We start from the raw sequence: 20,678 nt of genomic DNA, 5'->3' as shown, positions 1-20,678 counted from the left end.
CTCGTCCTTCGAGACGCGGGCTACGCCCGCTTCTCAGGATGAGGGCGGGAGCTGCATCTGAGCTCCCGCGTCCCAGTCTTACTTCATCGGCCAGACCGCTTCCGCGATCGCGGCCTGCGGCGGGAAGATGGTGACGAACTTGCCGCCGATATACTGCAGCAGAACCGGGTCGGCGTCGTTGTTCTGGCCCATCTCGTCGAACTTGACGCGCTTCCAGGGCATGATGGTCTGCTCGCCCGGGATGTCGGTCGCGGCCAGCGCATCACGGATCTTCTCGCCGTCGGTCGACTTGGCGCGGCTGATGGCGTCGGCAAGGATGATCAGGCCCATGAACTGGCGCGAGGTGAGGTCGTTGAAGTCCTTGCCCGACCGCGTCTTGAACATCTCGTTGATCTTGCCGACCATCGGGCGCTTCTGCGCGAGGTCGAGCGAGAACGTGCCGCGCGAAATCACGCCTTCGAGCTTGTCGCCGACGGCATCGTACAGCGCCTTCTCGGAGAAGCCGGCGTCCTGCGCCACGATCGCGTTCGGCTTGTAGCCGAGCTCGGCCATGGTCTTGACCAGGAGGATGCCGTCGGTGGTGTAGCTCGAGGGCATCAGCACGTCGGCATTCGCGGACTTGAGCTGCTGCACCTCGGCCGAGAGCGAGGGCGAGTTGGCGCGATACTTGATGTCGGTGACGATCTTGTAGGCGCGCTCGCCGGCGATCTTGGCCTGGGCGTTGCCGGAATCGGTGCCGAAGATCGTGTCCTCGTGGAACAGCGACAGCGTCTCGATCTTGGTGCCCTTCTTCTTCATGGCGTCGAAGAAGTCGAACATCGCGGCCGAATACATCTCGTCATGCGGCGCGGCGCGGAAATAATACTTCAGGCCGCGGCGATGCAGGCTCGGCGAGGAGTTGTCGGCGGACACGAACGGGACCTGGTAGCGCTCGCAGATCTGGCTGACGGTGACGGCGACGGCGCTCTGATAGGTGCCGATGATGGCGGAGACCTTCTCCTGCGTGATCAGGCGCTCGGCTTCGGCTCGGCCCTTCTGCGGATCGGCCTGGTGATCGGCGAACACGAGGCGGACTTTTGCGCCGCCGAGGCCCGGCAGGCCCTCGCCCTTCGCCAGCGGCAGGTCGAAATCGGTGTCCTTGTTGATGACCTCGAGCGAGGTCTCATAGGCTTTCTGCGCGTCGACGCCCTGCTGCGCGCTGCCGCCGGAGAACGGATAGATGACGCCGATCACGACTTCCGAAGTCTGTGCGCGCGCCGCCAGCGGCACAAGTGCAGCGGTCGCGGTGGCTCCCAACAACACGTCGCGGCGAGTGATCGTCATGGCAAAGTCCCCTGTTACTGAATTTCGTCTGATCGGATGAAGCGATTGATGGATGCGGTAAAGCCCGAAGAAGCAGCAAACGCTGCCCCCTAAATCACGGCCATGGTCCTGTTCTTGAGATCCGTCACCAGCATCAGGCCGGGCGAATGCGTGATCGCGAACGGAAGCTTGGCGGCGTTGATCACCGATTGCGGCGTCACGCCGCAGGCCCAGAACACCGGAATCTCGTCGTCGGCGACCGGCACCGGATCGCCGTAGTCCGGCTTGGCAATGTCCTTGATGCCGATCAGATGCGGATGGCCGAGATGGACCGGCGCGCCGTGCACGGCGGGATAGCGCGAGGTGATCTGCACCGCGCGGATCGCATCCGCCGGCTTGAAGGGACGCATCGAGACCACCATGGGACCAGCGAACGGACCGGCCTCGCCGCAGGCGATGTTGGTACGATACATCGGCACGCGCACATTGCGCTCGATGTGCCGGATCGGCATGCCCTCGTCGAGCAAGGCTTCTTCGAACGAGAAGGAGCAGCCGAGCACGAAGGTCACGAGATCATCGCGCCAATGCTTCGTCACATCGGTCGGCTCGTCGACGACCTCGCCGTCGCGCCAGACGCGGTAGCGCGGCACGTCGGTGCGGATGTCGAGATCGGCGCCGAGCGAAGGGATGTGCGGACTGCCGACATCGGACATGCCGATGATCGGGCACGGCTTCGGATTGAGCTGGCAGAAGCGATGAAAGGCGCTGGCATATTCCGCCGGCAGGATCGCCAGATTGCCCTGGACGAAGCCGGGGGCGACGCCGGCGGTGGAGGCGACCAGCCCTTGCCGATAGGCAAGCCGCGCCTTGCGGCTCGGAAGGGCGTCGGGCGTTTCAGTTTGCTGCACTGCCACCAAAACAGTCATGTAATCGACCTGCCTATAAACTCGACAAAGACAGCCAACACCAAGCGTGCTATAAAGTCTAATCGTCCTTTCTAATCGATATCGATAAATTCATTTTATCGACGAGGAAAATCCTTCCAATGCTGGACTTCAGGTCGATCGAGACTTTTCTCTGGGTCGTAAAGCTCGGCAGCTTCCGTGGCGCTGCAGCACGGCTCAATACGACCCAGCCGGCAATCTCCCAGCGCATTGCCCAGCTCGAGCGCGAGATGGGCGTGAAGCTCCTCAACCGCGACCACCGCGTCGCCTCGCCGACACCGAGCGGCCGGCAGATGATGGTCTATGCGGAGAAGCTGATCGGCCTGCGCGCCCAGATGATGGCGGAGATCGGCGATCGTTCGGCGATGCGGGGCGTGATGCGGCTCGGCGTCGCCGAGACCATCGTGCACACCTGGCTGCCGCGCCTGGTGAAGAGCGTGAACCAGGTCTATCCGAACCTGTCGCTGGAGATCGAGGTCGACATCACGCCCAACCTCACCGCGCGCCTGCTCGCGCAGGAGATCGAGCTTGCCTTCGTGGTCGGACCGCTGTCGGCGTCCGGCGTGCATAATCGCGTGCTCGCCGATTACCCGATCGGCTTCCTCGCAAGCCCTTCGCTCGGCCTCGGCAAAGGCCGGGTGACACCGGCGGAGCTTGCTCGGTTTCCGATCATCACCTTCCCGCGCAAGACCAAGCCTTACGAGGTCGTGCGCGAGGTGTTCGACCGGCCGGAGCTGCCGCCGATCCGGCTGCACGCGTCCGCATCGCTCGCGACCGTCATCCACATGGCGGTCGAAGGCCTCGGCGTCGCCGTGATCCCCGACGCGATCGTCGAGAGCGAGCTCGCCGACGGCCGGCTGCAGCTGCTCGACACCGATCTTGCGATCGCACCGCTGACGTTCACCGCAAGCTGGCTCGCCTCGCCCGACGTCGTCGCCGTGGAGCGCGTCGCCGAGCTTGCACGGCAGATTGCGCAGAGCAGCCTCGCAGTTGACGCGCCCGCGCTGGCGCGTCATTGAAAAAGGCGCCGGACAATCGAGAGACCCCACCGCATGAGCCGAGCCGCCACCAATCTGCAAATCGATTCCGCCCGCCTCTGGGGCTCCATCCACGAGACCGCGCAATTCGGCGCGACGGCCAAAGGCGGCGTGCGGCGGCTGACACTGAGCAGCGAAGACAAGCTGGTGCGCGACTGGTTCCGCAAGGCATGCGAGGACGCCGGGCTCGAAGTGCACACCGACGCACTCGGCTCGCAATTCGGCCTGCGCAAGGGCCGCGACATGTCGAAGCCGCCTGTCGGCATCGGCTCGCATCTCGACACCCAGCCGACCGGCGGCAAGTATGACGGCATTCTGGGCACGCTCGGCGCACTTGAAGTGATCCGCACGCTGAACGATGCCGGCATCGAGACCGAAGCGCCGATCTGCGTCGTCAACTGGACCAACGAGGAAGGCTCGCGCTTCGCACCCGCGATGATGGCCTCCGCCGCCTATGTCGGCGACTTCACCACCGACGATATTTTGTCGCGCAAGGACGCCGAGGGCACGACCGTCGGCCAGGCGCTGGACAGCATCGGCTATCGCGGCGACAAGCCGGTCGGCTTCCAGAAGCTCGGCTGTTTCGTCGAGCTGCATATCGAGCAGGGCCCGATTTTGGAGGCCGAAGGCAAGACCATCGGCGTGGTCGATTCCGGCCAGGGCGTGCTGTGGTACGACGGCAAGATCTCCGGTTTCGAGAGCCATGCCGGATCGACGCCGATGCCGCTGCGGCGCGACGCGCTGGCGACGTTGTCGGAGATCGTGCTGGCGATGGAATCCATCGCGAAGAAGCACGGCCCGAACGCGGTCGGCACCATCGGCGAAGCCGTGATCGCAAATCCCTCGCGCAACGTCATTCCCGGCGAGATCGCCTTCACCATGGATTGCCGCAGCGCGGACGGCGCCATCATGGACGCGCTCGATCGCGATCTGCGCGCCGCGATTGCGGAGATCGCCGCGCGCCGCAAGGTCGAGGTCAAGATCGACCTGGTCTGGCGCAAGCCGCCGACGCATTTCGATCCCAAGCTGATCTCGGCAGTCGAGAACGCGGCAAAGACGCTCGGTTATTCCTCGCGCCGCATCACCTCCGGCGCCGGCCACGACGCCTGCAACCTCAACACGATCATGCCGGCGGCGATGGTGTTCGTGCCCTGCAAGGACGGCATCAGCCACAACGAGCTGGAGGATGCCACGCAGGGCGACTGCACTGCCGGCACCAACGTTCTCATGCATACCGTGCTGGCGATCGCCGGCGTCGCGTCCTGACCGGAGAGAGCCATGCGCGGAGTTTTCATCGACGCCAATGAAGCGCTTGCCGTGATCATGGAACGGCTGGAGAAGCCCGGGGATCCCAAGGTGCGGATCCACAGGGATCCAGATATCAAGCCCGAGCAATACCCTGAAATCCTCGACGGCGCCGAGATCGCCATCGTCGATCACACCGCACTGCCGACCGAGGTGGCGAAGAAATGTGCGGGGCTGAAGCACGTCGTGTTCCTCGGCACCGGCGCGCGCAGCTACATGAATCCGGAGGAGCTGGCAGAACTCGGCATCTCCGTGCACCTGATCAAGGGCTATGGCGACACCGCGGTCGCTGAATCCGCAATCGCGCTGATGTGGGCCTCGGCCCGCGTCATCGCGATGATGGATCGCGAGATGCGCGGCGGCAACTGGCTGCGCGAAGACGGTATGCAGCTCACCGGCAAGACGCTCGGCCTAATCGGCTTCGGCGGCATCGCCGCCGAGGTCGCGCGCATTGCGTCCGGCAGCGGCATGAAGGTGATCGCCTGGAATCGCTCTCCGAAGAGCCATCCGGGCGTGGAATTCACCGATCTCGACAGCCTGCTGGCAAGGAGCGACGTCGTGTCGCTGCACCTGCTGCTCAACGACGAGACGCGCGGCATGATCACGCGCGAGAAGATCGCAAAGATGAAGCCGGGCGTCATCTTCGTGAACACCGCCCGCGCCGCGATCGTCGACGAGCAGGCGATGATCGACGCGCTGAAATCGGGCCACATGCGCCATGCCGGCCTCGACGTCTTCAACACCGAGCCTCTGCCCGGCGATCATCCGCTGACAAAAATTCCGAACGTGACGCTGTCGGCGCATTCCGCCTTCCGCACGCCGGAGGCGAGCGAGAACCTAATTGAAGCCGCATTGGTTCATTGCCGCCGCATCGTGAATTCGTAAGGTGGGTTAGCCTTGCAGGTGCGTGAAGCGCATCTGCGAGGCGTAACCCACCTCTTTAGTTTCCGCGGAGACAGAAGTGGTGGGTTACGCCTTCGGCTAACCCACCCTACGCTCCCCGCCAAATTGTGAAAGGATAAGAGCAATAACAATGGCCGACTATCGCACCATCAAGGCAGAGCCGCTCACCAACGCCATTCGTGCCATCGTCAAGGCCGGCGGGTCTTCGGACCGCGAAGCCGAGCTCGTGGCCACCAATCTGGTCGAGGCCAACCTCAAGGGCCATGACTCCCACGGCGTCGGCATGATCCCGCGCTATGTCCAGAGCGTCACCAATGGTGGCCTCGCCGTGAACGCGCACGTCAAGATCGTGCTAGACACGGGGCCGCTCCTCACCCTCGACGGCCTCACCGGCTACGGCCAGGTGATCGGTCATGAAGCCATGGAGCTGGCAGCCGAACGCGCCAAGCGAAACGGCGTGTGCCTCGTCGGCCTCTCCAATTCGCATCACATCGGTCGCATCGGCCACTGGGCTGAGCAGTGCATCGACCACGGATTGGTCTCGATCCACTTCGTCAACGTCATTTCCCGCCCGATCGTGGCGCCCTGGGGCGGCAGCGATGCGCGCCACGGCACCAACCCGTTCTGCGTCGGCATCCCGCGCGCCGGCAAGGACCCGATCGTGCTCGACTTCGCCACCAGCCGGATCGCGCAGGGCAAAACCCGCGTCGCCCACAACAAGGGCGTCGCGCTGGAGCCAGGCACCATCATCGACAATGAAGGCAAGCCCACCACCAACCCGCGCTACACCGTGATCCCGCCGCATGGCGCGATCCTGCCGTTCGGCGAGCACAAGGGCTCGGGGCTCGCGCTCGTGTGCGAAATCCTCGGCGGCGCGCTCTCCGGCGGGCAGGTGGTCAAGGGCCCCTCCGACGGCAAGTACAACGTCCTCAACGGCATGCTCTCGATCGTCATCGATCCCGGCAAGCTCGGCACCGGCGAAAACCTCGCGCGCGAAGTCGAGAGTTTTGTTGCCTGGCAAACCGGCTCGCCGCCTGCCCCCGGCGTCGACAAGGTCAGAATCGCCGGCGAGCCCGAGCGCGAGACCAAGGAGAAGCGCCTTGCCGAAGGCATTCCGGTCGATCCGACCACCTGGCAGGAGATCATCGAGGCCGGGAAGAAGTTCGGGCTGGATCAGGCCGCGATCGAGAACATCGCTGGCTGAAAGGCGCGGGGCACGCCTCTCTTCCCTTCTCCCCTTGTTGTGGGAGAAGGTGGCGCGAAGCGCCGGATGAGGGGTTCGTGCCGCGAAAAATTTTTGAGAGGTTTAACTCCGCGGAGAGATACCCCTCACCCGTCTCGCCGCTACGCGGCGAGCCACCCTCTCCCACAAGGGAGAGGGTAGAGAGCCTCAATCCACCATATCCGCGACAGCCTTGCCGCAGGCCGTGGTGTCGGCGTTGCCGCCGAGGTCCTTGGTGCGGAGCGTGCGTTCGGCCAGCGTGCGCTCGATCGCCTCGACGATCGATTGGCCGGCTTCCTTCTCGCCGAGATGCTCGAGCATCATGGCGCCCGACCAGATCGCGCCGATCGGGTTGGCGACGCCTTGGCCGGCGATATCAGGCGCCGAGCCGTGCACCGGCTCGAACACCGAGGGGAAATCGCCCTCGGGGTTGATATTGCCTGACGGCGCGATGCCGATCGTCCCGGTGCAGGCCGGGCCGAGGTCGGAGAGGATGTCGCCGAACAAATTGGAGCCGACCACGACGTCGAACCAATCCGGATGCAGCACGAAGTTCGCGGTGAGAATGTCGATGTGGTACTTGTCCCACTTCACGCCCGGAAACTTCTTCGCCATCGCCTCCACGCGCTCGTCCCAATAGGGCATGGTGATGGAGATGCCGTTGGACTTGGTCGCCGAGGTCAAATGCTTCTTCGGCCGCGACTGCGCGAGCTCGAAGGCGAACTTCAGGATGCGGTCGACGCCGGTGCGGGTCATCACCGTCTGCTGGGTGACGAACTCGCGGTCGGTGTCGGGGAACATGCGGCCACCAACGGAGGAATATTCACCTTCGGTGTTCTCGCGCACCACCCAGAAATCGATGTCGCCGGGCTTGCGGCCCGCCAGCGGCGACGGCACGCCGGGCATCAGCCGCACCGGGCGCAAATTCACATACTGGTCGAACTCCCTGCGGAACTTGATCAGCGAGCCCCACAGCGAGACGTGGTCCGGAATCTTGGCCGGCCAGCCGACCGCACCGAAATAGATCGCATCGTGCTTGCCGATCTTCTCCTTCCAGTCATCGGGCATCATCTGGCCGTGCTTCTCGTAATAGTCCCAGGACGAGAAGTCGAAATGGTCGAAATGCAGGGAGACCCCATGCTTCTTCGCCGCGGCCTCCACGACGCGCAGGCCCTCGGGCATCACTTCCTTGCCGATGCCGTCGCCGGGAATGACCGCGATCCGGTATTGTTTCTTGCTCATCGAGAACGTCCTTGGTTGGTCCGGCAGTCGCCGCCTTTTGACCGCATTGCAATGGACCAAACGCAGCGGCAGTGCAACGCTGCACTGCAATGTTGACCATGGCGCGGCCAAGCGCCTACTGATTTCATCCTGTTCCTATCCTGCGAGTACCCTCATGGATCTGCATCTGCGCGGCAAGCGCGTCCTGATCACCGGCGCGTCCAAGGGCATTGGCGCCGCCGCCGCCGAAGCGTTTGCCGAGGAAGGCGCGCACCTCCTGCTCGCCGCCCGCAACGGCGACCAGCTCAAGGCGCTGGCCGAGCGCCTGCGTTCCGCCCACCAGATCGATGCCGCAACGAGCATCGTCGATCTTCGCAAGGCCGAGGATCTGGCGCGGCTTGCGAAGGAAGCCGCCGACATCGACGTGCTCGTGAACAATGCGGGCGACATCCCCGGCGGCTCGATCGACAAGATCGACGAAGCGACCTGGCGTCACGCCTGGGAATTGAAAGTGTTCGGCTATATCAACCTGACGCGGCAGATCTACGCGCAGATGAAGGCGAAGGGTGGCGGCGTCATCGTCAACGATATCGGCGCAGCCGGCGAAAAGTTCGACGCCAATTACATCTGCGGCAGCGCCGGCAATGCCGCGTTGATGGCCTTCACCCGCGCGCTCGGCGGAAAAAGTCTCGCCGACAACATCCGCGTGGTCGGCATCAATCCCGGCCCCGTCGGCACCGATCGCCACGTCACCCTGCTCAAGACGCGGGCCAAGCACCAGTTCGGCGACGAGAACCGCTACAAGGAATTCCAGAAGAGCCTGCCGCTCGGCCGTCCCGCGCATGCGCGCGAGATCGGCGATCTCATGGCGTTCCTGGCGTCGGACCGCGCCGGCTATACGTCGGGCGTGATCTACACGGTGGACGGCGGCATCAGCGCTGGCTGGGGCTAACTCTATCCGCATCATTGCGAGCGAAGCGAAGCAATCCAGATTGTTGCCGCGGACGGACTCTGGATTGCATCGTCGCTTCGCTCCTCGCAATGACGAACAGAATAAGCACAGGAGTAAAGTAATTGTCTCAAGACCTGATCCGTGAAACCGCCTGCGCCGTCGTCGACAAGCTGCGGTCCGGCGATGTCTCGCCGCTCGAGCTGCTCGATGTCGTGGAGAAGCGCATCAGTGAGGTCGACGGCAAGGTGAACGCGCTGCCGATCCTGTGTTTCGAGCGCGCGCGGGACAGCGCCAAGGCCCTGATGCGGAAACCCGCCGGCGCGCGGGGGCTGCTCGCGGGCCTGCCGGTGCCGATCAAGGACCTGACCGACGTTGCGGGCGTGTTGAACACGCAGGGCTCGCCGATCTTCAAGGACAATATCCCCGCCAAGTCCGACCTCATGGTCGAGAACCTCGAGGCCAACGGCGCGGTGGTCTACGCCAAATCCAACACGCCGGAATTCGGCGCCGGCGCCAACACTTTCAATGAAGTGTTCGGCGCAACCCTCAATCCCTGGGATACTTCAAAATCCGCGGCGGGCTCTTCCGGCGGCGCGGCCGTGGCGCTGGCCACCGGCATGGCCTGGCTGGCGCAAGGCTCCGACATGGGCGGCAGCTTGCGCAGCCCCGCGGCTTTCTGCGGCGTCGTCGGCATGCGCCCGAGCATCGGCCGCGTCGCACATACTCCCAAATCCGGCATCGATCGCAATCTCGGCGTGGTCGGCCCGATGGCGCGCAGCGTCGAGGATCTCGCGCTGCTGCTGGATGCGATGAGCGGCGATTACGCGGACGATCCGCTGTCACTGCCGGCGCCCACGACCTCGTTCCAGTCGGCGGCTCAGTCCGGCAAGAAGCCGAAGCGCATCGCCTATTCGCCCGATCTCGGCATCACGCCTGTCGATCCCGAGGTGAAGGCGATCACGCGCAAGGCGGCGGAACGCTTTGCCGAGGCTGGCGCCATCGTCGAGGAGGCGCATCCGGACTGGCGCGAGGCGCATGAATGCTTCCACGTTCTGCGCGCCTTCGATTTCGCGATCACCAAAGCCAATCTGCTGCGCACCAAGCGCGACCTGCTCAAGCCCGAGGTGATCTGGAACATCGAGGAAGGCCTCAAGCTGACGGTCGAGCAGCTCGAACGCGCCGAGGCCCAGCGCGTCGGCATGACGGCGCGGGCGGTCGAGTTCTTCAAGACCTATAATTTGCTGCTGACGCCGACCACGATCGTGCCGCCCTTCCCGATCGAACACCGCTATGTCGCCGAATGCGCCGGCAAAAGGTTCGACAATTACGTCGAGTGGCTCGGCATCGTCTACGCCATCACGCTCGCCTGCTGCCCCTCGCTGTCGCTGCCATGCGGCTTCACGGCGTCGGGCCTGCCGGTCGGGGTGCAGGTGGTCGGTGCACCAAGGGGCGATGCGCAGGTGCTCGCGGGCGCGAAGGTGCTGGAGGATATTTTGGGTCTGCGCGGCACCACGCCAATCGATCCGAAGGTGAGGAAGTAATTCCACTCTACACCGCGCGCTCCGTAGCACCCTCTCCCTTGTGGGAGAGGGTGGCTCGCCGCATAGCGGCGAGACCGGTGAGGGGTATCTCTCCACAAGGGACTCCCTCGCCGTCTGAATTCGACGATAGAACCCCTCATCCGGCGCTTCGCGCCACCTTCTCCCACAAGGGGAGAAGGAAGATCACCTCCCGCCCGTCGCTTCCAGGCTACGGCTGTACCGCGACATGGCGAAGCAGAACACAAAGTAGATCGCAGCGACGAAGATATAGACCTCGACCGAAAACTGTTGCCACGCAGGATCGATGATCGCCGTCTTCGCCGTCGTGAGCAGATCGAAAATGCCGATGATGAGGACGAGGCTGGTGTCCTTGAAGAAAGCGATGAAGGTGTTGACTAGCGGCGGGATGACATGGCGGATCGCCTGCGGCAGGACGATCAGCCGGTTCTTGCGCCAGTAGGACAGCCCGAGCGCATCGGCAGCCTCGTATTGCCCGCGCGGCACGGCCTGAAGGCCGCCGCGGATGACTTCGGCGAGATAGGCGCCCGCGAACAGGATGATCGCGATTTGCGCGCGGAGCAGCTTGTCGATGTTGAATCCGCTGGGCATGAACAGCGGAAACATCACGCTCGCCATGAACAATAGGCTCACCAGCGGCACGCCACGGATCAGCTCGACATAGAGCACGCTGAGCGAGCGGATCGCCGGCAGCTTCGAACGCCGGCCGAGCGCGACGAGAATGCCGAGCGGGAAGCCGAAGGCCAATCCAAACGTCGCCAGTATCAGCGTCACCGGCAGACCACCCCAGCGATCCTGCGAGACGAAGGAAAGGCCGAGCACGCCGCCCCACATCAGCACGCTGATAAGCGCGAGCGCGCCGATCCAGAGATAGATGAGTTCGCGCCGCCACAAAACGCGACGGGTCGAGAGAAAGTACAGTGCGATGAACAGTACGACCGACAGCGCCGGCCGCCACTGCTCGTCGAACGGATAGGTGCCGAACAGGATGAAGCGGTACTTTTCGGGAATGATCGCCCAGCAGGCGCCGAGGCCGCGCACCGCGCGGCAGCCGCTGGAATCGTTTGCCGGGGTCAGCCACACGGCATTGGCGATGCCCCACTGGACGAAACTGAAGATGCCCTTGGCGAGGATCGCCAGCAGCACGACGGTGAGGATGCCGTTCGGGATCGACGAGAACAGATTGGTGCGCAGCCAGCGCAACGCCGGATTCCCCATCTGCGGGCGGCGGGCGGCGCGCGGCACTTCCGGCATGTCGGTGATCGCGGTCATGCTCAGCGCTCCACCAGCGCAATGCGCGCATTGTACCAGTTCATGAAGAAGCTGATGGAAAGGCTGATGGTCAGGAACACCGCCATGATCAGCGCGATCGCCTCGATCGCCTGCCCGGTCTGGTTCAACGTGGTGTTGGCGATCGAGACCACGTCCTGGTAGCCGATCGCGACCGCCAGCGAGGAATTCTTGGTCAAATTGAGATACTGGCTCGTCATCGGCGGCACGATGACGCGCAGCGCCTGGGGCAGGATGATCTGCCGCAGCATGAAGCTGCGGCGCAGGCCAAGCGCGTTGGCGGCATCCCACTGCCCGCGCGGCACCGACTGGATGCCGCTGCGCACGATCTCGGCAATGAAGGCCGACGTGTAGGTGACGAGCGCGATCAGCAGCGCGAAATATTCTGGGGCGAGCGTCAGCCCACCGACGAAATTGAAGCCGCGCAGCTCCGGCCATTCGATCTTCCAGGACACGCGAAGCAGTACGGACACCAGCACGGGCAAAGCGATGATGAAGCTCACCGCAAAGGGCCATACCGGCCGCGGCTTGCCGTCGCGCATCTGCTGCGCGATCAGCCATCGCCGGATGAGATAGACCACGGCAAGGCCGAACACCGCCGTGCCGAGCACCCAAAGCTGGGGCGGGCCAAGCGGAATGGCCGGCAGGATCAAGCCGCGATTGGACAGGAACACGCCCTCGACCGGCCGCCATGCCGCGCGCGCGGCCGGCAGCGCCTGCATCAGCACATACCAGAACAGGAGTTGAAGCAGCAGCGGGATGTCGCGGAGCGTTTCGACATAGACGGCGGCAAGTCGTGACAGCAGCCAGTTGGCCGACAGTCGCGAGATGCCGATCAGGGTGCCCAGGATGGTCGCGAGCACGATGCCGATCACGGCGACGCGCAAGGTGTTGCCGATGCCGACGACGAAGGCCCAGAGATACGTGTCTCTCGGATTATAGGCGAGCAAGCTGTCGGCGATGGGCATGCCGGCCTCGCGTCCGAGGAAGGCAAAACCGGTCGTGATGCGGCGCGCCGAAAGGTTGGTGACGGTGTTGGACCAGAGAAAGCCGATGACCGCGAGCGCGATCCCGACCACCAGCACCTGCCAGAACAGGCCCTGCAGCTCGCGGCGTCCCCATGCGCCGAACAGGCGGCGGCGCGGTGGCGGTCTCGGCGTGTCCGATGTCACGGCACAAAAACCCTTCTCGAGAGGCAGCGATTTCCGGCGGCGCACGTCAACTGTTGCACCAATCTATATTTCGTGCAACAAATGTTTCATGGCCGAGCCCGCGAAATCCTCGCCGCTGAGCGAACTGCGCATTGCATTGCCATCGCTGCCGATGCGGCTGCAGGAAGTCGGGCGCTTCGTCGCCGCCAACGATTATGACGCCACCACCCGTTCGATGCGCGACCTCGCGGCGGAAGCAGGCGCCGATCCCGCCGCGTTCACGCGGCTCGCCAAGGCGATCGGCTATTCGGGCTGGGACGAATTGCGCGCGGCGCTGACCGAGGCGCGGCGGCCATCGCAGACCTCGCCCTTCTCCGGCCGCGCCAGAAGCCGCCGGCCCGGCCCGAATGCCGATGTCGCGCTCGTCACCGACAAGCTCGAGGCCGAGGCCGCCGGCCTTCCGCGCATTCCCGCGCAACCGATCGCGGAGGCCGCGCGCTCCCTGCATGAGGCCAAGCGGATCTGGATTGCCGGCTATCGCAGCTGCCGCAGCGTTGCCGAGCTCCTGAACTACGAGCTTCGGCTGTTCCGCCCCGAGCAGGTGCAACTCGTCGGCGTGTCCGGCCCCGACGATCTCGACCTCGGCGCCTTCCGGCCGGGCGAAGCCGTCATCGTCATCGGCTTCCTGCCGTACACCCATGCGAGCGTCCGCGTCGCGCAAGCCGCTCATCACAGCGGCGCGACGCTGATTGCCATCGCGGACAGCCTCTCGGCACCGATGGCCGAGGGCGCCGACCACGTGCTGCTGTTCGAGGCGGCCTCCTCTCCCGGCTTCTTCCCGAGTCTCACCGGCGCGATCGCGATCGCGCAGTCGCTGGCTGCCGTGACGTTCTCGCTCGGCGGCGCCGCCGCGAAGAAGCGCCTGGAGACTACCGAGGCGCGGCTCACCGCTGCCTCCATCTACGTCTCAGAGAAAGGTTGACCCATGGCCGCTCGCACCAGCCGTGTGCTGCACCGCTCACTCCGCGAGACGCCGCCCAAGGCGATCGGCGGCGAAGGCATCTATCTCTTTGCCGAGGACGGGCGGCGCATCATCGACGCCTCCGGCGGTGCGGCAGTCTCCTGCCTCGGCCATCAGCATCCACGCGTGATCGCGGCGATGGCAAAGCAGGCCTCGACGCTGGCCTACGCGCATACCGCTTTCTTCTCCTCCGAGCCCGCCGAGGCTCTCGCCGAGACGCTGGTCGGCCATGAGCCGGGCGGTCTTGCCTACGCCTATTTCGTCAGCGGCGGGTCCGAGGCGATCGAAGCGAGCATCAAGCTCGCGCGGCAATATTTCATCGAGCGCGGCGAGCCGCAGCGGCAACATTTCATCGCGCGGCGACAGAGCTACCACGGCAACACGCTGGGCGCCCTCGCCGCCGGCGGCAACGCCTGGCGGCGCGCGCCCTATGCGCCGCTGCTCTCGGCCGCCTTCAGCCACGTGACGCCGGCCTTCAACTATCACGAGAAGCGCGACGGCGAATCCGATGCGCAGTTCGTGGCGCGGCTGGCGGCGGAGCTCGAAGCGGAATTTCAGCGGCTCGGTCCCAACACGGTCGCGGCGTTCCTCGCCGAGCCGGTCGTCGGCGCCACCGCCGGCGCGGTGACGGCACCGGACGGCTACTTCAGGGCGGTGCGTGAGATCTGCGACCGGCACGGTGCACTGCTCATCCTCGACGAGGTCATGTGCGGCATGGGCCGCACCGGCACCACGCATGCCTGGGAGCAGGAAGGCGTCGCGCCGGACATCCAGGCGATCGCAAAAGGGCTCGGCGGCGGCTACCAGCCGATTGGGGCGATGCTCGCGAGCGGCAAGATCATCGACACCATCCGCGCCGGCTCGGGCGCCTTTCAGCACGGCCACACTTATCTGGCACATCCCCTCGCCTGCGCCGCCGCACTGGCGGTGCAGGAGGTGATCCGCGAGGACGGCCTGCTCGACCGCGTCAAGGAGCGCGGCAAGCAGCTCGAACAGCGCCTGACCGAGCGCTTCGGCAATCACCGCCATGTCGGCGACATCAGGGGCCGTGGCCTGTTCTGGGCGATCGAGCTGGTCGCTGATCGCGCCAGCCGCACCTCGTTCGATCCTGCGCTCAAGCTCAATCAGAAGATCAAGGCGGAGGCCTTCGCCAATGGGCTCGGCTGCTATCCCGGCGGCGGCACCGTGGATGGCGTTCGCGGCGACCACGTGTTGCTGGCGCCGCCCTATATCGCCTCCGCAGAGGAGATCGACCTGATCGTCGACAAGCTCGGCACGGCCGTCGACAACGTGTTGCGTAGTGTCAATCACTGAGGGGAGTAGCATGATGAGGAAAGTGGTTATCGCAGCGAGCGTGCTCGCTGCATCGACAATTGTCGCATCCGCCGCGACGCTCGACACGGTGAAGAGCCGCGGCACGCTGGTGTGCGGCGTCAGCGCCGGCTTTGCCGGTTTCTCCGCGCCCGACTCGCAGGGCAATTACAAAGGTCTCGACGTCGATTATTGCCGCGCGCTCGCGGCCGGCGTGCTGGGCGATGCCAGCAAGGTGCGCTACGTCTCTCTGACCGCGCAGAACCGCTTCACCGCCCTGCAGTCGGGCGAGATCGACGTGCTCTACCGCAACTCGACGCAGACCTATCTGCGCGGCGTGACGCTGGGCTTGCGGCAAGGCCCGATCAACTTCTACGACGGCCAGGGCTTTGTCGTGAAGAAGGATCTGGGCGTCAAGGACATCAAGGACCTCAAGGGCGCCACCGTCTGCGTCGCGCAGGGCACCACGCATGAGGTGACGCTCGGCGATTACGGCCGCGCCAACGGCATCGACTGGAAGCCGCTGGTGTTCGACCGCGTCGACACCATGTACCAGACATTCTTCGGCGGCCGCTGCGATGCCATGACCCAGGACGCCTCCGCACTCGCCGGCGCCGTGACCACCGCCGCGCCGAACCCGGCCGATTACGTCGTGCTGCCGCAGACCATCAGCAAGGAGCCGCTCGGGCCCTTCACCCGCAACGGCGACGAGGTCTGGAGCGACATCATCACCTGGCTGCATTACGGCCTGATCGAGGCCGAGGAGCTCGGCGTCACACAAGGCAATGTCGAGGAGATGGCGAAGTCGCAGACGCCCGCGATCCAGCGGCTGCTCGGCGCATCCGGCGATCTCGGCTCCCGGCTTGGGCTCGACAACAAATGGCTGGTCACCGCGATCAAGGCCACCGGCAATTACGGCGAGATCTACGAGCGCAATGTCGGCAAGGCGAGCCCGCTCAAGCTCGATCGCGGCCTCAACGGCCTCTGGAGCAAGGGCGGCTTGATGTACGCGGTGCCGTTCAAGTAAACCGTGATCGTGTCCCGGACGCGCTGCGGCGTGCAACGCCGCTGCGCAGAGCCGGGACCCAGCGGCCACAATGGGCCCCGGCTCTGCAGCGCAATACTGCGCATTGCGCTGCGTCCGAGGCACGAGACCCATGGATAAGCCACTTTAGATGACGACGTCCCCTCGCATCGCCCTGATCCACGCCCTCAAGCATTCCATCGCCCCGATCGAGGCGGCGTTCGCCAAGGCTTGGCCAGAGGCGCGGCTGATGAACCTTCTCGACGACAGCCTGTCGGCGGATCTGGCCCGCGACGGCGCGCTCAACGATGCCATGACCGAGCGCTTCCTCGCGCTCGGCGACTATGCGGCGGCGACCGGAGCGAACGGGATCCTGTTCACCTGCTCGGCCTTCGGCCCCTGTATCGAGGCGGTCGCGCGCGCGCATGCGCCGATGCCGGTGCTCAAGCCCAACGAAGCCATGATCGAACGGGCGGTGACGATGGGCAAGCGGATCGGCCTGCTGTCCACCTTCCCGCCGACCCTGGCCTCGATGCCGCCGGAGTTTCCGGCCTCCGTCCAAATCGTGCCGAAGCTTGCCGAGGGCGCGCTGGCGGCGCTCGACCGCGGCGACCGCGCCACCCACGACCGGCTGATCGTCGAAGCGTCAAAGGATCTGCGCGATTGCGACGTCATCGCGCTGGCGCAGTTCAGCATCGCCGCGACGGCGCCTCTGGTGACGGAAGCCACCGGCCATCCCGTCGTGACCACGCCTGAGAGCGCGGTCGACAAGCTGATGAAGCTGCTGAAAGCGAAGGCTTAGGTACCTGTCGCTTTTCGACGCCGCGCGCCCTTGATGGCAGCGGCGAGCGCGGCCTTCGTTTCGCTGACGAAATCCTCGACCAGCTCCTCGCGCGTGGCGTGCGCGGCCTCGCCGGTGAACAGGCCCTGCTCGGCCAGCATCACCACGCCGTGCAACGCCGCCCAGATCTTGAGCGCCTGACGTTCGCGCAAATAGCCGACGGCGGGCGCTTCCAGGGCTTCGATCACGAGCGAGAAGGTCTCGCGCGTGGCCTCGTGCAGCTCGCTGCCCTTGTCGGCGCATGCCACGGTGCGGGACGCGAACATCAAGCGGTAGATGCCGTTGCGCCGCAGGCCGAACTCGAGCGTCGCCTGCGCCAGCCGCGACAGCTTTGATTGCTTCGACGTCCCAGCCATGGCCTCTCGCAAGATCGCGCTGAGCTGCCTGAACGCCTCCGCCGTCACCGCTGCAAGCAGCGCCTCGCGGTCGGCGAAATGCCGGTACGGCGCCGGCTGCGACACGCCGAGCTGCTTTGCCAGCGCCTTGATGCTGATGGCCTCGGCACCGCCCTGCTCCGCCTCGCGCAAAGCGGCCTTGACCAAGGCATCGCGAAGATCGCCATGATGGTAGGTGTTCGCGGGCTTGCGGGCGAGTTGTGAGCGCATGGTGTGGCGAACCTATAAGTTTGCGCTTGACAGGGAAAGCCTGTCGCGAATGTAATAGCATATAACTTAAAGCCGGCGGCGAATGCCGCGGATAAAATTGACATGAGGAACGCGCCGCCATCGGGCCACGCGCGGATACGACCGAGGATGCCGCCATGACAGAGCGACTGAGGGTTCACGTCGATCCCGACAAATGCCAGGGCCACGCGCGCTGCAAGGCCCTCGCGCCGGAACTTTTCGAGCTGGACGAATACGGCAACGCCCACGAAGCCGGCGACGGCACGGTCCCGCCGGGGCTCGAGGACAAGGCGTGGCTTGCCAAATCCAACTGCCCGGAAATCGCGATCGATGTGATCGAGGAGTAGCGCGGCCGCCCCCGCGTCCTTCCAGCGAACACGAGCCAAGGGATTCCCTGCCATGTCCGACGCCAGTCCGCCTGCCGCCCATCCGCCCGTCACCGACTGGGTCCATGATTTCGACCATACCGATCCGCAATGGACGGAGGATCCTTTCCCGATCTGGGACGAGCTGCGCGCAGCGAGCCCGGTCGTGCACACCGAGCGTTTCCTCGGCTGCTACATGCCGACGACCTATGAAGCGGTGCGCGAGATCGCCAACGACACCGAGCATTTTTCCTCGCGCCGCATCATCGTGCGCGACGTCCGTCCCGAGATCGCGAGGAACGCCGCACCGCCGATCACCTCAGATCCGCCCGTGCACAAGCCGGCCAAGCAGCTGTTGCTGCCGCCCTTCACGCCGGACGCGATGAAGAAGCTGGAACCGCGGATGCGCGCGATCTGCAACGAGCTGATCGACGGCTTCATCGCCGATGGCAAGGTCGACGCCGCCGCACGCTACGCCAAATATATCCCGGTTCGGGCCATCGCCCACATGCTCGGCATCCCCGAGAGCGACAGCGATCTCTTCATTAACTGGATCCACATGATCCTCGAGCTCGGCATCAAGGACGAGAGCAAGCTGCTGCAGGCCGTGCAGGAGATGAGCGCCTATTTCAGCGCGCATATCGAGGCGCGCAAGGACAAGCCGACCGACGATCTCATCTCCTACCTGATGAACGCCAAGGACAAGGAGGGCAACCCGCTCGAAGACTCGCACGTTCTTGGCTCGCTGCGCCTGCTCCTGATCGCCGGCATCGACACCACCTGGAGCGCGATCGGCTCCTCGCTCTGGCACCTCGCGAAGACGCCGGGGGACCGCGAGCGACTGATCGCCGAGCCAGGACTGATCCCGACCGCAGTTGAGGAACTGCTGCGCGCCTATTCTCCGGTAACGATGGCCCGCGAGGTGGTCAAGGAGACCACGATCTCGGGCTGCCCGGTCAAGGCGGGCAACATGGTGCTGCTGTCGTTCCCGGCCGCCAACCGCGATCCAAAGATGTTTCCGGACGCTGACAAAGTCGTGATCGACCGCCGCGAAAACCGGCACGCCGCCTTCGGCCTCGGCATTCACCGGTGTGTCGGTTCCAACCTGGCACGCATGGAGATGCAGGTTGCGCTGGAGGAATGGCTGAAACGCATTCCAGATTTCCGGCTCGATCCGGCAGGCGCGGTGACCTGGTCACAGGGCACGGTGCGCGGCCCCCGCCAGTTGCCATTCTTGCTCGGAAAGGCGATGTAGGCCTTTCCAGACAAGGGAGAGGCCGGACGTGACTGAACAAGCAATCAAGCCGGCCTCCGACCACATCGATATCGCCGACGCCAAGCGGCGGATCAAGGCGATCTTCATCGGCTCCATCGGCAATCTGGTCGAGTGGTACGATTTCTACGCCTACACCGCGTTCGCACTCTATTTCGCTCCCGCCTTCTTCCCGGGCAACGACCCCGTCGTGCAGCAATTGAACGTCGCCGTCGTCTTCGCGGCGACGTTCCTGATGCGGCCCCTGGGCGGCTGGTTCTTCGGCTATCTCGCCGACCATTTCGGACGGCGCATCTCGCTCACGCTCTCGGTGGTCTTCATGTGCTTTGGTTCGCTGATCATCGCGCTGACGCCGACCTATGCCACGATCGGGTTCGCCGCGCCGGTGATCCTGGCGCTCGCACGCGTCATCGAGGGCCTGAGCCTCGGCGGCGAATATGGCGCCAGTGCCACCTATCTCAGCGAGGTCGCCGACCCCAAGCACCGCGGCTTCTATTCGAGCTTTCAATACGTCACCCTGATCGGTGGCCAGCTCACCGCGATCATCGTGCTGCTGCTCCTGCAAAAGGTCTTCCTCACCCCACAGGAGCTGAAGGACTGGGGGTGGCGTATCCCCTTCGCGATCGGTGCAGCGCTCGCGGTCTTCGCCGCGGTGATGCGGCGCGGCCTGCACGAGACGGAGGCGTTCGAGGAAGCCAAGAAGGTGGTGAAGCCGACCGGCTCGATCACAAATTTGCTGCGTTATCCGCGCGAGCTGTTGCTGGTGGTCGGCCTCACCGCCGGCGGCACCGCGGCGTTCTACACCTTCACCACCTACATGCAGACCTTCGTCAAGCTTTCGGTCGGGCTGACCGAGGACCAGACCACTTTCGTGATCTTCGGCACGTTGGTTTTCGCGACCATCCTCCAGCCGATCTACGGCGCAATCTCCGACAAGATCGGACGCAAGCCGCTCTTGATCTTCTTCGGTGTCGCCGGCACGCTCGCGACCGTGCCGCTGTTGATGACGCTGAAGGAGACCAAGTCGCCCTTCGTCGCGTTCGTCCTGATCTGCTGTGCCTGGCTGTTCGTCGCCGGTTACACCTCGATCAACGCGGTGGTGAAGGCCGAACTGTTCCCGACCAATGTCCGCGCGCTCGGCGTCGGCCTGCCCTATGCCATCACGGTGTCGGTCTTCGGTGGCACCGCGCCGGCGATCGCGCTCTATTTCAAGAGCATCGGGCACGAGGAATGGTTCTACTTCTACCTCAGCGGCATCATCTGCCTGTCCCTGGTGATCTATGCTACCATGCGCGACACCAAGCACACTTCGGCAATGCATCGGCACGAGTAGA

Annotated in this window: 19 protein-coding genes; 13 read left to right on the top strand and 6 right to left on the bottom strand. The window is 64.8% G+C overall.

Features of this window, described 5'->3' with window-relative positions:
• Window positions 1-78 precede the first annotated feature (78 nt).
• Both GGD61_RS33865 and GGD61_RS33860 read right to left on the bottom strand, forming a co-directional pair.
• Window positions 79-1,323 (bottom strand): ABC transporter substrate-binding protein, encoded by a 1,245-nt coding sequence (locus GGD61_RS33865; RefSeq protein ID WP_092259500.1) that lies wholly within the window; start codon window positions 1,321-1,323, stop codon window positions 79-81.
• An 89-nt stretch (window positions 1,324-1,412) separates the two neighbouring features.
• Entirely contained in the window at window positions 1,413-2,228 is an 816-nt protein-coding gene (locus GGD61_RS33860) for a putative hydro-lyase (RefSeq protein ID WP_092259503.1), read from the bottom strand.
• Between the two features lie 119 nt (window positions 2,229-2,347).
• On the opposite strand from GGD61_RS33860, the gene GGD61_RS33855 reads away from it, so the two are divergent.
• From GGD61_RS33855 to GGD61_RS33840, 4 genes are all read left to right on the top strand, one after another.
• Window positions 2,348-3,265 carry a LysR family transcriptional regulator gene (locus tag GGD61_RS33855; RefSeq protein ID WP_092259506.1) on the top strand — a complete coding sequence of 306 codons (918 nt, stop codon included), beginning with the start codon at window positions 2,348-2,350 and terminating at the stop codon, window positions 3,263-3,265.
• 33 nt (window positions 3,266-3,298) lie between these two features.
• Entirely contained in the window at window positions 3,299-4,549 is a 1,251-nt protein-coding gene (locus GGD61_RS33850; RefSeq protein WP_018315614.1) for a Zn-dependent hydrolase, read from the top strand.
• Between the two features lie 12 nt (window positions 4,550-4,561).
• On the top strand, window positions 4,562-5,473 hold the full coding sequence (locus tag GGD61_RS33845) for an NAD(P)-dependent oxidoreductase (protein ID WP_092259509.1): 912 nt from the start codon (window positions 4,562-4,564) through the stop codon (window positions 5,471-5,473).
• 148 nt (window positions 5,474-5,621) lie between these two features.
• A complete protein-coding gene (locus tag GGD61_RS33840; protein ID WP_092259512.1) occupies window positions 5,622-6,695 on the top strand; it encodes a malate/lactate/ureidoglycolate dehydrogenase in 1,074 nt (357 codons plus the stop codon).
• Window positions 6,696-6,881: 186 nt separating this feature from the next.
• Here the strand turns inward: GGD61_RS33840 and GGD61_RS33835 are convergent, their stop codons facing one another.
• Window positions 6,882-7,955 carry a tartrate dehydrogenase gene (locus GGD61_RS33835; protein ID WP_092259516.1) on the bottom strand — a complete coding sequence of 358 codons (1,074 nt, stop codon included), beginning with the start codon at window positions 7,953-7,955 and terminating at the stop codon, window positions 6,882-6,884.
• A 154-nt stretch (window positions 7,956-8,109) separates the two neighbouring features.
• Between GGD61_RS33835 and GGD61_RS33830 the strand changes: the two genes are divergently transcribed.
• Entirely contained in the window at window positions 8,110-8,886 is a 777-nt protein-coding gene (locus GGD61_RS33830; RefSeq protein ID WP_038972756.1) for an SDR family oxidoreductase, read from the top strand.
• A gap of 122 nt (window positions 8,887-9,008) precedes the next feature.
• Window positions 9,009-10,427: an amidase gene (locus GGD61_RS33825; protein ID WP_183231918.1), complete on the top strand. Its 1,419-nt coding sequence runs from the start codon at window positions 9,009-9,011 to the stop codon at window positions 10,425-10,427.
• 183 nt (window positions 10,428-10,610) lie between these two features.
• Here GGD61_RS33825 and GGD61_RS33820 read toward each other — a convergent pair whose 3' ends face one another.
• The gene (locus GGD61_RS33820) at window positions 10,611-11,717 is read right to left on the bottom strand and encodes an amino acid ABC transporter permease (RefSeq protein WP_092259522.1); all 1,107 of its coding nucleotides are present in this window, start codon (window positions 11,715-11,717) and stop codon (window positions 10,611-10,613) included.
• A 2-nt stretch (window positions 11,718-11,719) separates the two neighbouring features.
• The gene (locus GGD61_RS33815) at window positions 11,720-12,907 is read right to left on the bottom strand and encodes an amino acid ABC transporter permease (protein ID WP_092259957.1); all 1,188 of its coding nucleotides are present in this window, start codon (window positions 12,905-12,907) and stop codon (window positions 11,720-11,722) included.
• Between the two features lie 88 nt (window positions 12,908-12,995).
• On the opposite strand from GGD61_RS33815, the gene GGD61_RS33810 reads away from it, so the two are divergent.
• From GGD61_RS33810 to GGD61_RS33795, 4 genes are all read left to right on the top strand, one after another.
• Window positions 12,996-13,868 carry a MurR/RpiR family transcriptional regulator gene (locus tag GGD61_RS33810; protein ID WP_092259525.1) on the top strand — a complete coding sequence of 291 codons (873 nt, stop codon included), beginning with the start codon at window positions 12,996-12,998 and terminating at the stop codon, window positions 13,866-13,868.
• A gap of 3 nt (window positions 13,869-13,871) precedes the next feature.
• Entirely contained in the window at window positions 13,872-15,221 is a 1,350-nt protein-coding gene (locus tag GGD61_RS33805; RefSeq protein ID WP_092259528.1) for an aspartate aminotransferase family protein, read from the top strand.
• A 10-nt stretch (window positions 15,222-15,231) separates the two neighbouring features.
• Window positions 15,232-16,245 (top strand): amino acid ABC transporter substrate-binding protein, encoded by a 1,014-nt coding sequence (locus GGD61_RS33800; protein WP_018315604.1) that lies wholly within the window; start codon window positions 15,232-15,234, stop codon window positions 16,243-16,245.
• 148 nt (window positions 16,246-16,393) lie between these two features.
• Entirely contained in the window at window positions 16,394-17,044 is a 651-nt protein-coding gene (locus GGD61_RS33795; protein WP_092259532.1) for an aspartate/glutamate racemase family protein, read from the top strand.
• On the opposite strand, the gene GGD61_RS33790 is transcribed toward GGD61_RS33795, so the two are convergent.
• Window positions 17,041-17,688 (bottom strand): TetR/AcrR family transcriptional regulator, encoded by a 648-nt coding sequence (locus tag GGD61_RS33790; RefSeq protein ID WP_092259535.1) that lies wholly within the window; start codon window positions 17,686-17,688, stop codon window positions 17,041-17,043. The two genes, GGD61_RS33795 and GGD61_RS33790, sit on opposite strands and share 4 nt — an antisense overlap.
• Before the next feature lie 155 nt (window positions 17,689-17,843).
• Between GGD61_RS33790 and GGD61_RS33785 the strand changes: the two genes are divergently transcribed.
• Genes GGD61_RS33785 through GGD61_RS33775 form a run of 3 tightly spaced genes read left to right on the top strand, consistent with a single transcriptional unit; the run spans window position 17,844 to window position 20,677 of the window.
• Entirely contained in the window at window positions 17,844-18,053 is a 210-nt protein-coding gene (locus GGD61_RS33785; RefSeq protein ID WP_007607931.1) for a ferredoxin, read from the top strand.
• Window positions 18,054-18,105: 52 nt separating this feature from the next.
• Complete coding sequence (locus tag GGD61_RS33780; RefSeq protein WP_018315601.1) at window positions 18,106-19,326, top strand: cytochrome P450; 1,221 nt, start codon at window positions 18,106-18,108, stop codon at window positions 19,324-19,326.
• 28 nt (window positions 19,327-19,354) lie between these two features.
• Window positions 19,355-20,677 (top strand): MFS transporter, encoded by a 1,323-nt coding sequence (locus tag GGD61_RS33775; RefSeq protein WP_092259538.1) that lies wholly within the window; start codon window positions 19,355-19,357, stop codon window positions 20,675-20,677.
• Window position 20,678 lies beyond the last annotated feature (1 nt).

It is taken from the genome of Bradyrhizobium sp. SBR1B, from assembly GCF_014198205.1.
GTDB lineage: Bacteria > Pseudomonadota > Alphaproteobacteria > Rhizobiales > Xanthobacteraceae > Bradyrhizobium.
This window is presented reverse-complemented; position numbering and strand designations above follow the sequence as displayed.